Source organism: Brevundimonas sp., assembly GCF_044239655.1.
Taxonomy (GTDB): Bacteria; Pseudomonadota; Alphaproteobacteria; order Caulobacterales; family Caulobacteraceae; genus Brevundimonas.
The window spans coordinates 1-11433 of record NZ_JBIIAY010000102.1 but is presented as its reverse complement, the minus strand read 5'-3'; the positions used below and the strand labels follow the sequence as shown (position 1 = coordinate 11433).

The following is an 11433-nucleotide window of genomic DNA, read 5'->3' as shown; positions in this document are numbered from 1 at the left end:
GCAGATCTCGTCGGCGAAAACACAGTGCGGATCGTGCGGATCGTGCGGAATTTACCGACAGATACTTCCTTCTCCCACCGGGAGAGGAGAACGCACTTGTCGCTCAAGCAGCGAGGCTCCGCGAGCCGAGCGGTAGCGACGTCGCGCAGCGACCACCAGAATTGAGCGAGGGGACGACAGCCCGGGCGAACCCTTGCTCTCGTCCCCTCACCAAGTCCGGGTTGGGACTTGGCCATTGAGGTTCAGGGCCCTGGCGTTCTGCCTGCGGAGCGGACCCCGGAAGCATTCGGCTGTATCCTGTCGGCTCCTGTCCGATGCCGGTCCGTCGGAGATTGCGCCCCGCCGTCGTTCATCGATCCCGGCCCGGTTCCCCTCGATCCTTCCCGCCGAAGCGTTCCGCATCAGGAGCCTTGGCCCTGTCCTGACTTCCCCGCTGTCGCCCGAAAGCGCCTTTGGCGAAGTGCCGGATCAGAGAGCCGGACCGACCCGCTTGAGCCCCAGGTCTCCCCGGATTTCCGCGCCGCCGTGTCCCTCGGCCTGATCAAGCTCGCTCCAAACGCGGGATCCAGCAAGTGGTCCGAACACGGTAAATGGGGATCAAACGGGGGATGAATATGGCCCTGACCGGTGGATAACAGTTCCGCGACGCACGGAAGTTGCCAATGTCATTGACTTGTCATCTTTCGGCGGGACGGCTGGCAGCCGGTGGATAAGGGCAGAAAAAGACGACTATCCCGCCAAGGCCTCGCGTTTCGCTTCCAGCTCCAGCCATTCCTCCTCGGCGGCGGCGAGCCGGTGCTGGGCGGCTTCGAGGGCCTTCATCGTGGAGGCGAAGCCGGCGGGGTCGCGGCTGTAGAAATTCACGTCGTCGAGGCGGGCCTGGTGCGCCTTGATGGTGTCGGGGAGCTCGTGGATCAGGGTGTCGAGCTCCTTGAGACGGTGTGTGTCCTTAAACGACATCTTGCCCTTGGCGACCGGGGCGGCCTTCGCCGCAGCCGGCACCGGCTCCGAAGCGGCGGCGGGCGTCGCAGACCGACCCTCGGCGATCTGTTTGAGGAAGTCCGGGTTCTGGCGGATGAAGTCGGTCCAGCCGCCGGGGGTCTCGACGATGTCGCCACGGCCGTTCATGCCGATGGTCGAGGTCGCCAGGCGGTCGACGAAATCACGGTCGTGGCTGACCAGGATCAGGGTTCCGTCGTACTGTTCCAAGAGCTCCTCGAGCTTGTCGAGGGTGTCCATGTCGAGGTCGTTGGTCGGTTCGTCGAGGACCAGCATGTTGGCGGGTTTGGCCAGCGCCAGGGCCAGGAGCAGGCGGTTCCGCTCGCCGCCCGACAGGGTCGAGATCGGCTGGCGCAGCTGGGCCTCGGTGAACAGGAAGTCCTTGGCGTAGGCGGCGACGTGTTTGGAGATGCCGCGCACGATGATCGAGTCGCCGCCGCCCGGCGTCAGGGCGTCCCACAGGGTCATGTCCGAACGCAGGCCGTCGCGGGACTGGTCGAGGTAGACCGTCTCGAGGCTGGCACCCAGTTTGACCGTGCCCTCGGTCGGGGCCAGTTCGCCGAGCATGATCTTGACCAGGGTGGTCTTGCCCGCGCCGTTCGGGCCGACGATGGCGAGGCGGTCGCCGCGGATGATGCGGCTGGTGAAGGGCTTGATCACAACGCGGTCGCCGAAGGATTTGGTGACGCCCTTCAGGTCGGCGACCAGCTTGCCCGAGGTGTTGCCGGAATCGACGCCGAGGTACAGCTCGCGGGGCCGGTCCTTTGCCTGTTCGGCGCGTTCGGCGCGCAGGGCGTCGAGGCTGCGGGCGCGGCCTTCGTTGCGGCTGCGGCGGGCCGTGATGGAACTGTAGAAGGTCGCGGTCTCGCGCTCGATGGTCTTGGTCAGCTTCTGGAAGGCGATGGCCTCTTCTTCCTGGGTCTTGGTGGCCCATTCATCGAAGGCGTCGAAGCCCTTGTTCAGGGTGCGGACCTGGCGGTTGTCGAGCCAGTGGCAGGACTGGGTCACGCGGTTCAGGAAGGCCCGGTCGTGGGAGACGATCAGGGCGGCGCAGCGGGCGGCGATGATCTCTTTTTCCAGCAGTTCGATCGCCAGGATGTCCATGTGGTTGGTCGGCTCGTCCAGCAGCAGCAGGTCGGGCTCCTCTGCGAAGGCCTTGGCCAGGGCGGCGCGGCGGATCTCGCCACCGGACAGGCCCTTGGTGGACTTGCTGGGGTCCATCCCGAAGGTCTCGAGCCAGGCCTCGGCGGTCCAGTGTTCGGCGTCGTTGGAGGTGGCGTAGTCCAGCAGGGTCTCGCCGGCGATCAGGGGCTCCTGCGGCACATAGGCGAATTTGACTGCACCCTGGATGGAGCGGGTGCCGCTGTCGGGCTCGATCAGGCCCATCACGACCTTCATCAGGGTGGACTTGCCGGCGCCGTTGCGGCCGACGAGGCAGGAGCGGGTGCGGGGTTCGATCGCCAGGTCGACGCCGTCGAACAGGGGGCGCTGGCCGTCCTGCAAGCGGACGTCCTTGAGGGCGACGAGGGGGGGTCTGGGAGCCATAGGTGCTTTCGGGAGCCGGGGAGGCTAAGAGGACGCGTGGATGTAGAGCGTACGACCCCGGGCTCCAAGCCCTTCTGGCAGACCAAGCGTCTGGAGCAGATGACCCGCGAGGAGTGGGAGAGCCTGTGTGACGGGTGCGGGCTGTGCTGCCTGATCCGGTTCGAGGACGAGGATACGGGCGAGGTGTTCGCCACCAAGGTGCATTGCCGGCTGTTCGACAGCAACGCCTGCACATGTACGGACTATGCGAACCGCAAGGACCATGTGCCGGACTGCATCAAGCTGACGCCGTGGAATATCGAAGAGCTGAAGTGGATGCCCAAGTCGTGCGCCTATCGCCGGATCGACGAGGGGAGGGGGCTGGCGAACTGGCATCCGCTGGTGTCGGGCGATCCCGAGAGCGTCCATGAGGCGGGAGTGTCGGTGCGAGGTCAGACGATTTCCGAGCTGGACCTAGAAAACCCCGAGGATGCGGTGGCCTATGAAGCCCCGGAATGGGACGTCGAGCGCGGCTGACGGCTTGTCCGCGGGTCCCAGGTTGCGAACTTCGAGCGACCAATCCCTTGCAGAATAAGGGATTGGACGATTCTCGAGGCCATTTACGCGCCCAGGGGCGCTGGTCCGCTATAGTTCGTTCATGGCCGGAATGAAGGACGAGGCGGGGCGGGCGATGCGGGGACGATCTTTGGCTGTGGATCTTCTGTCCGGGCTTCAGGCCATGGTCGACGAAGAGATGGATCAGCTCAAGGAGAGCCCCTCGACGAAGGGTGAGATCCTGACGATCGAACGCCGTGTGCGGACCATCGGCGCGATGGCGCGCACCATCAAGCTGGTCGATGGGCTGCTGACCAAGCCACCGAAATCCCATGCCAACGACAATGAGGACGACATGAGCGAGGACGCCATCGACGATGGAGACGACGACATGGACCCCGCCGAGGTGGAACGGCTACGAACCGAGCTGGAATCCCGTCTCAATCGCCTCCGGGGACATATCGAGGCAAAGCGCCTGGCTCCGTGGCCTCAAGCCGCACGAACTGAAGGAAGCGCACAGGGCGACGCCGGATTTTCATAGGCATCAGGCCCCGGCACCCCACGACTGGCGGACCTGGCTGGTTCTGGGCGGGCGCGGATCCGGAAAGACCTATGCCGGAGCTTATTGGCTGAATGATCTGGCGCGTACCGAGGGCTTGAACCTCGCCCTCGTCGGGTCGGCCCTGCACGATGTGCGCGAGGTCATGGTCGAGGGGCCGTCCGGGCTGATCGCCCTGGCTGATCCGGAGAACACGCCGCGCTGGGAGGCCAGCCGCAAACGGCTGGTCTGGCCGAACGAAACCGTGGCCTATGCCTTCTCTGCGGAGGACCCGGACGGTCTGAGGGGCCCACAGTTTCATGCGGCGTGGGCCGATGAGGTCTGTGCATGGCGCAGGCCGGAACGGGTGCTGTCCAATCTGAGGCTGGGGCTGCGGCTGGGGGATGATCCCCGGCTGTTGGTGACCACAACGCCCCGGCCGACAGCGGTGCTGAGGAAGCTGATGGCCGAGCCGGGGGTCTGGCTTGATCGTGGCCCCACGTCCGAGAACGCGGACAATCTGTCGCCGGGGTTTCTGGCGCATCTGAGCGATCTGTATGGCGGGACCAGCCTGGCGGCGCAGGAGCTGGAGGGGCTGGTGGTCGAGACGGACGGGGCGTTGTTCACCGCCGCCGACCTGGCGGGGGCACGGGGAAACCGGCCGGCCGTGCTGGAGCGGATCGTGGTGGCGGTGGACCCGCCGATCACCACGCACGGCGATGCCTGTGGCATCGTCGTCGTGGGGCGGGCGGGACGAAACGCCTATGTGCTGGCGGACCGGTCGCGGCGGGGGTTGTCGCCGAACGGCTGGGCGAAGGCGGTGGTCGAGGCGGCCGGGATGTACGGCGCGCATTCCATCGTCGCCGAGTCCAACCAAGGCGGGGAGATGGTGCGAACCATCCTGTCACAGGCCGGGTGCGAGACGCATATCCGGCTGGTCCATGCCTCGACCGGCAAACGGTCGCGGGCCGAGCCGGTGGCGGCCCTGTATGAACAGGGACGGGTCGTGCATTGCGCGGCCTTTCCCCAGCTCGAAGAAGAAATGATGGCTCTGGGGGCCGAGGTGGCCGGGGCGAGCCCCGACCGTGCCGACGCCCTGGTCTGGGCCATCACCGACCTGTTGATCGACGCGCGGCCGGGCCCCCGGATCCGCTGCCTCTAGACGACCCGCGAGCCCGCCGATGCGGGATCGTTTCACCCAAAAATCAGGAGACGACCATGCCGTCCATTCCGGACGCCTATTCCACGCGCGCGCCGTCGGCCGGGTCGCCGGCCCGCCGGGTCGAGGCGGTGACGCCCAGTGACACGACCGACCTGAGCGCCGTCGCCAAGGCCCTGTACGTCGGGATCGCCGGCGACGTGCGGTTGATCCCCGCGGGGGTCGGCGACGATACGGCGGTGACGTTGACCAACCACCCCATCGGGTATCTGGCCGTGCAGACGCGGCGGGTGCTGGCGACCGGCACGACGGCCGAGGCCATCCTGGCGCTGTTCGACTGATGCTGGCGTTCGATCTTCTAAAGATGGCTCCGGCGGGGCCGACCCCGCCGGGGCCCGCCCCGTTCGCCGTGCCGGGATTGCCACGGTGGTCGGCGGCGGTCAGGGCGATGCAGGCGGGGCAGCGGAATGCGCGGTTGCTGTGCCTCGGTGACAGCACGACGGCGGGGCACGGCGCCTATGCCGTCGGGATGGGCGACAATAACAAGGCCGGGTCCTGGCCCAGCCAGCTGGCGAGCCAGCTGACGGCGCGGGGCCTGAGGGCGTCGCGACGCAATACCCGGGGCAATCAGAACGCCGCAGATATCACGGCATTCGATCCGCGCGTGAGCTTTCCCGATGGAACGGAGGGGAGGACGGTGTCGTCGGGGGTGAACAACGCCACCGTGGGGGGCTTCTTCATCGGGACGACGGGGACGGGCCGGGTGCGGTTCGATCCGGGCGGGGTGGTGGACACGTTCGAGGTCTATTACGCCCTGACCCTGTCGGTCTCGGCGTTGAGCCTCGCGGTCGACGGCGGGGCGGCGCTGGCCACTCTGTCCACGGACCGGGGGGCGGGCGTCAACCGGATCGGCAAGGCGACACTGAGCGTGCCGCGCGGGGTCCATGTGCTGGATCTGGCCAAGCCGGCCGAGTTCGCCAACATCGCCTGGATCTGTGGTCTGGGTGCCCATGACAGCACCCAGCGCGAGATCAGCGTGCTGAACGCGGGGTGGTCGGGCGCAACCTCCGGCGATCTGGCCAACACGGTGGTGGCCTGGAACACGATCAATGCCTTGGCCCAGCAGGCGCCCGATCTGGCGGTGATCTGCATCGGGATCAACGATTTCAACGCGGCCGCGCCGCCGTCGGAAGAGACGTTCAAGGCCAATGTCCAGGCCCTGGTGACGGCCTCGGTCGCGGCGGGAGCGGACGTGCTGCTGGCCGTTCCGAACCCGATCGGCGGGAGTTACGCGGACAATCACGCGATCTTCGCCGGCTATGTCGTCGACGTGGCGACGGCGAATGGATTGAAGGCACCGATCGATTTCAGGTCGGTGCTGGGATCGACCCACACGGTGGCCCATGCGGCCGGATATATGCGCGACGACCTGCATCCCAATGCCGCCGGATACGCCCAGATGGCCGAGGCGGTGCGGCGCGCGATCAGCTGACAACAGGAATCGAGAATGGCCTTACCTCCCTGGCTTACGGGCCGAAGGGCGCGCGTCGTCGCGCCCGAAATCAAGGACAGCCGCGCGGGGCCGCTGATCGCCCTGACCAGCGCCGGGCGGGCACGGTGGACGCCGAGGGATTATGCGGCGCTGGCGTCCGAGGGGTTCACGAAGAATCCGGTGGTCTATCGCTGCGTGAGGATGATCGCCGAAGCCGCCGCGTCGGTGTCGCTGACGGTGTTCGAGGACGGGGTGCGGGCCGATGCGCATCCGCTGGCGCGACTGCTGGCCAAGCCCAATCCGGAACAGGCGGGGGCGGAGTTCCTGGAGGGGCTGTACGCGGCCTTGCAGACGGCGGGGAACGCCTATGTGGAGGCGGTGGGGGATGAGGCACCCGAAGAACTGTGGTCGCTGAGGCCCGATCGGGTGACGATCGTGCCGGGGCCGCAGGGCTGGCCCGCCGCCTATGAGTACACGGTCGATGGGCGGTCGGTGCGGATGGCGCGCGGGGCGGACGGCTGGATGCCCGCGATGCAGCTGAAGTTGTTTCACCCGACCGATGACCACTACGGCCTGTCGCCGCTGGAGGCGGCGGCGTTCGCGATCGATGTCCACAATGCGTCGGGGGCCTGGAACAAGGCGCTGCTGGACAATGCGGCGCGGCCGAGCGGGGCGCTGGTCTATGGCGGTCGGGACGGGGAGCGGCTGACGGCCGAGCAGTTCGCCCTGTTGAAGGCCGAGCTGGAGGGACATTCCGGGGCGATGAACGCCGGGCGGCCGCTGGTGCTGGAAGGCGGGCTGGACTGGAAGCCGATGAGTTTGTCGCCCGCCGAGATGGACTTCATCGCCGGGAAACACGCGGCGGCGCGCGAGATTGCTCTGGCGTTCGGGGTGCCGCCGCAACTGCTGGGGATCCCCGGCGATGCGACCTACGCCAACTATCGCGAGGCCAATGCGGCCTTCTGGCGCGGGACGGTGGTGCCGCTGGTGCGCAAGACGGCGGGGGCGTTGACGGGGTGGCTGGGGCCGAGGTTCGGGACCGCCGATCTGCGGATCGAGGCGGATCTGGAGAGTGTGTTCGCCTTGCAGGGCGAGCGGGATGCGCTGTGGGCACGGCTGAACGCGGCGGCGTTCCTGACGGACGAGGAGCGGCGGCGGATGGCGGGGGTCGGTAACTGATGGAACAGGTGAAACGGGTTCCGCTGGCGCTTGTGGTGGCGCTGATTGTGCAGACCATCGGCGGCCTGGTCTGGGCCGGGGGCGCGGCGGCGCGGATCGCCACGCTGGAGGTGCGGGTCAGCGAACAGAGGCTGGTCGCCGAGCGACTGGCGCGGCTGGAGGAACAGGGGGTCGCCACGCGGGCGGCCGTCGAGCGGATCGAGCGGCGGCTGGAGGCGGGGAGATGAGGGGCTCGGCACAGGATTCTCCCTCCCCCGCGGGGGAGGGCAGGTCGCGAAGCGACCGGGTGGGGACGTCAGGGCGATACGGCGCTGATTGCCTTGCCCTCCCCACCCGGTCTCCGCTGCGCTCCGACCACCCTCCCCCGCGGGGGAGGGAGAACGATATGCTGCGGATCGAAGGCTATGCCTCCCTGTGGGGCACGGCCGATCTGAACGGCGACGTGGTGGCCGAGGGCGCGTTCGGCGACAGCCTGGCGCGGACGGGTGCCGCCGGGGTGCGGATGCTGCATCAGCATGAGGCCCGCGCCGTGGTCGGGGTTTGGGACGAGATGATCGAGGACGAGCGCGGGCTGTACGTGCGGGGCCGGATCGAGGACTGGTCCGCCGAGGCGCGGTTCGCGGCGGCGCTCAGCCGCGCGGGGGCGCTGGACGGGCTGTCGATCGGGTTCCGGGCGGCCAAGGCGAGACGTGACGGGCGCTTACGGGTGTTGACCCAGGTGGAGCTGTGGGAGGTGTCGCTGGTGACCTTTCCCATGCTGCCTGGGGCGAGGTTCGCAGCGTCGGTCTAGCCAGGTTTGACTCTGTGCGAGGTCGCCGAAATCAGGGTCAGGACCAGCATCACCGCAATCGCGGCGATCAGGGCGTTCGGGCCGAACCGGGCAAAGGTGAGGGCACCCACGACGGCGCCGCCGAGAAGCCCCGCCCAGAGCAGCAGGTAGGGAAACCATCCAAAGGGATCTCCACCCCAGAGTGAGGCGGTCACGCGCTTGCCCAGCTTGACCAATGTGCCGGTCATATAGGTCAGGCCTACCCTGACCTCGCCGTTCTCCGCAAAGACCGTGTTCTGGGCCCCCATGGCCAAGGCGAGCGGGATGACGGCCGGGAGGCCCAGGCTGAGCCCGTGCATCAGTACGGCCAGGCAGAGGAGCGCGGTCACCAGGCCGAGGATGGCCGGCTGCTTGTGCGCCCCGGCCATACGGCCAACGCTGGCACCGATCACCACGCCCAGGACGAAGGCCAGGATCAATCCCGCGGCGACTCCGGCGGAAGAACCGCCGCCCGCCAGACCGATCCCCAGTCGGGTGGAATTGCCGCTCATGAAAGACACGAAATAGCCGCCCGTCATGAGAAATCCGACGACGTCGACATAGCCTGCCACCGCCGAGAAGCAGGCCGCGAGCATTCGTGTTCGTCGATCGAGCTGGACCATCATGTCCCTTGAAGCAGACCGGGAGGCGCGCGACGCCGCCGAACGCCAAGACCGCGATGCTACAGGGTGCGGCGTGGGCTTTACACCCCGACCCGGCGATTGATGGTGGCTCTGTTCGGGGGCCGAACGGAAGTCAGCGCGAGCTCGGCACTTTTGAAATTTTCGGGCGCGGTTTTCCACGCCCCAAACCCACCGCGAAACCTAATTCGTGGAAACTCGGAGACATCATGAAAGAGACCAAACAGGCTTCCGCCTCGCCGGAAGCGCGCGCTGCCATGCATGAGATGATGGCGGCGTTCGAGGCGTTCAAAGGGGCGAATGACGCCCGGCTGGACGAGATTGAACGCAAGAGTTCGGCCGATACGCTGCTGGAGGAGAAGGTGGCGCGGATCGACCAGGCGGTGGGGGCGGCGCAGGCGCGGCTGGATCGGGTGATGAGTGAGCAGCGCAGGCCGGGGCTGGGCAGTGAGTCCGGGTCTGGCAGCCCCTCCGTCTCTCCCTTCGGTCGAGCCACCTCCCCGTTTCACGGGGAGGAGAAGGCGGCGTTCGATGGGTATATCCGCACCGGGCGTGATCTGGGGCTGGAGCTGAAGGCGGGGCTGTCGTCGGCGTCGGGGTCGGGGGGCTATGTCGTGCCGCCGGAGACCGAGCGGGCGATCGAGCGTCGTCTGATGGCGGGGTCTCCGATGCGCGAGATCTGCACGGTTCGCACCGTGGGGTCGGGCGTGTTCAGGAAGCCGGTGTCGACGGCGGGGATCGCCTCGGGCTGGGTGGCCGAGACCGCCGCGCGCCCGGAGACCGATCCGGCGACCCTGGCGCTGCTGGAGTTCCCGGCGGCTGATCTTTACGCCAATCCGGCGGCGACGCAGAGCCTGCTGGATGACGCCCTGATCAACCTGGACGAATGGCTGGCGGCCGAGGTCGAGGACGCGTTCGCGGCGCAGGAGACCCAGGCCTTCGTCACCGGCGACGGGACGAACAAGCCCAAGGGGTTCCTGAGCTATTCGCTGGTGGCCGACGCGTCCCATTCCTGGGGCGACATCGGCTATGTGGCGTCGGGGGCTGCGGGTGCGTTTGTCGGGACCAATCCGGCGGACAAGCTGATCGACCTGATCTATGCCCCCAAGGCCCAGTATCGGCCGAACGGACGGTTCGTGATGAACCGAAAGACGGTCGGTGCCGTGCGCAAGTTCAAGGACGCGGACGGCAACTACATCTGGTCGCCGGCGACGCGGCCGGGCGAGACGGCGTCCCTGCTGGGCTATCCGGTTACCGAGATCGAGACCATGCCGGACATCGCGGCCAACAGCGCCTCGATCGCGTTCGGGGATTTCCAGCGCGGCTATCTGATCGTCGACCGGGCCGGTGTGCGGGTGCTGAGGGACCCCTATTCGGCCAAGCCCTATGTGCTGTTCTACACGACCAAGCGGGTCGGCGGCGGGGTGCAGAACTTTGATGCGATCAAGGTGATGAAGTTCAGCGCGAGCTGACGTGACTCCTCCCTCTCCCCTTGCGGGAGAGGGAGTTCGCGCACGGCGGCGAAGCCGTCGTCCTGGCGCGAACGGGTGAGGGGTTTTGCCGACGCCTGATCCCGTTGAGAGCGACCCCTCACCCTTTCGCGCGAGGCCACTCGCTGCGCTCGCGGGCGCTCAAGCCCTCTCCCACAAGGGGAGAGGGATCCTGGAAACTTGGAGAATACCCATGACCGCACCCGTGAGCCTCACGGAGGCGAAGCTGTTTCTGCGCGTCGAGCATGCCGCGGAGGATGGGCTGATCCAGACGCTGATCGATGCGGCCCGAGCGCGGGTCGAAGGTGAGGTGGGAACGGGCCTGACCTCGACGTCGGCGGCGCCGCTGAGGCTGGCGATCCTGACGCTGGTGCTGCGCGCCTATGAGCGCGGCGAGAGCGAGATGCCGATTGCGCCGGTGACCGCCTGGATCGCGCCGTATCGCGAGGTGCGGCTGTGAGCCCCGCTTCGTCGCGCTACCCGCCTTCGGCCTACTTGAGCGCAAGGACACTGGCCGAACTGCTGGAGCCCGTCGAGGCGGAGACGCCGTATGGCGGACGGACGGTGTCGTTCGAGAGCCTGGGCGTGGTCTGGCTGGCGCTGGGCGCACGGCGGTCGCGGGAGCGGGCCGAGGACGATATCGCGCGGACCGTGGAGACGTTGGAGGCCGAGGTGCGGGTCGATCCTCGGCTGAGCGAGGGGCGGGTGCTGCGGTTCGGCGGCGGGGACTGGATGATCCGGCGGATCGACGGTGAAGCCGAGCGGCCCGGCCGGGCGACCCTGAGCCTGGAGCGCGGACGATGAGCGATCACGAGAGCGCGTTGCAGAAGGCGCTGATCGGCTGGCTGAAGGACGATGCGGCCTTGCAGGCGTTGCTCGGCGAGCCGGCGCGGATCTGGGATGAGCCGCCGAAGACCCCGGCGTATCCGAACCTGAGAATCGGCCGGTCGCAGAGCCGGCCGGTGGCGGCGGACGCGTGCGGGATCGAGCACACCCTGACCCTGCACTGCGTGTCGCGCTTTGCCGGGACGGAAGAGGCGCGGGCGAT

At 67.8% G+C, this 11433-nt stretch carries 14 protein-coding genes; 12 read left to right on the top strand and 2 right to left on the bottom strand.

Annotated elements, in window-relative coordinates; genetic code table 11:
• Positions 1-729: 729 nt before the first annotated feature.
• Positions 730-2544 (bottom strand): ABC-F family ATP-binding cassette domain-containing protein, encoded by a 1815-nt coding sequence (locus ACILQR_RS12780; RefSeq protein WP_395651785.1) that lies wholly within the window; start codon positions 2542-2544, stop codon positions 730-732.
• 36 nt (positions 2545-2580) lie between these two features.
• Between ACILQR_RS12780 and ACILQR_RS12775 the strand changes: the two genes are divergently transcribed.
• The 8 genes from ACILQR_RS12775 (at position 2581) to ACILQR_RS12740 (ending at position 8236) form a co-directional block, all read left to right on the top strand.
• On the top strand, positions 2581-3060 hold the full coding sequence (locus ACILQR_RS12775) for a YcgN family cysteine cluster protein (protein ID WP_395651784.1): 480 nt from the start codon (positions 2581-2583) through the stop codon (positions 3058-3060).
• Positions 3061-3190: 130 nt separating this feature from the next.
• Positions 3191-3619 (top strand): hypothetical protein, encoded by a 429-nt coding sequence (locus ACILQR_RS12770; RefSeq protein WP_395651783.1) that lies wholly within the window; start codon positions 3191-3193, stop codon positions 3617-3619.
• Positions 3582-4778, top strand: a complete 1197-nt coding sequence (locus ACILQR_RS12765; RefSeq protein ID WP_395651786.1) for a DNA-packaging protein — start codon at positions 3582-3584, stop codon at positions 4776-4778. Before ACILQR_RS12770 ends, ACILQR_RS12765 begins: the two co-directional genes overlap by 38 nt.
• Positions 4779-4834: 56 nt before the next feature.
• The gene (locus ACILQR_RS12760) at positions 4835-5116 is read left to right on the top strand and encodes a hypothetical protein (protein ID WP_395651782.1); all 282 of its coding nucleotides are present in this window, start codon (positions 4835-4837) and stop codon (positions 5114-5116) included.
• Complete coding sequence (locus ACILQR_RS12755) at positions 5116-6267, top strand: SGNH/GDSL hydrolase family protein (protein ID WP_395651781.1); 1152 nt, start codon at positions 5116-5118, stop codon at positions 6265-6267. Before ACILQR_RS12760 ends, ACILQR_RS12755 begins: the two co-directional genes overlap by 1 nt.
• Before the next feature lie 15 nt (positions 6268-6282).
• Positions 6283-7446, top strand: coding sequence for a phage portal protein (locus ACILQR_RS12750; RefSeq protein WP_395651780.1), 1164 nt, complete (start codon positions 6283-6285; stop codon positions 7444-7446).
• Positions 7446-7673, top strand: a complete 228-nt coding sequence (locus ACILQR_RS12745; RefSeq protein ID WP_395651779.1) for a hypothetical protein — start codon at positions 7446-7448, stop codon at positions 7671-7673. Before ACILQR_RS12750 ends, ACILQR_RS12745 begins: the two co-directional genes overlap by 1 nt.
• A gap of 158 nt (positions 7674-7831) precedes the next feature.
• On the top strand, positions 7832-8236 hold the full coding sequence (locus ACILQR_RS12740) for an HK97 family phage prohead protease (RefSeq protein WP_395651778.1): 405 nt from the start codon (positions 7832-7834) through the stop codon (positions 8234-8236).
• Here the strand turns inward: ACILQR_RS12740 and ACILQR_RS12735 are convergent.
• The gene (locus tag ACILQR_RS12735) at positions 8233-8850 is read right to left on the bottom strand and encodes a YoaK family protein (protein WP_395651777.1); all 618 of its coding nucleotides are present in this window, start codon (positions 8848-8850) and stop codon (positions 8233-8235) included. The genes ACILQR_RS12740 and ACILQR_RS12735 overlap by 4 nt on opposite strands.
• Before the next feature lie 254 nt (positions 8851-9104).
• On the opposite strand from ACILQR_RS12735, the gene ACILQR_RS12730 reads away from it, so the two are divergent.
• The 4 genes from ACILQR_RS12730 to ACILQR_RS12715 all read left to right on the top strand — a co-directional run.
• Positions 9105-10367: a phage major capsid protein gene (locus tag ACILQR_RS12730; protein WP_395651776.1), complete on the top strand. Its 1263-nt coding sequence runs from the start codon at positions 9105-9107 to the stop codon at positions 10365-10367.
• A gap of 211 nt (positions 10368-10578) precedes the next feature.
• Positions 10579-10845, top strand: a complete 267-nt coding sequence (locus tag ACILQR_RS12725) for a head-tail connector protein (RefSeq protein ID WP_395651775.1) — start codon at positions 10579-10581, stop codon at positions 10843-10845.
• 35 nt (positions 10846-10880) lie between these two features.
• A complete protein-coding gene (locus tag ACILQR_RS12720) occupies positions 10881-11189 on the top strand; it encodes a head-tail adaptor protein (RefSeq protein WP_395651774.1) in 309 nt (102 codons plus the stop codon).
• On the top strand, positions 11186-11433 hold a 248-nt coding region (locus ACILQR_RS12715; protein ID WP_395651773.1), incomplete at its 3' end, for a DUF3168 domain-containing protein. The genes ACILQR_RS12720 and ACILQR_RS12715, both read left to right, overlap by 4 nt.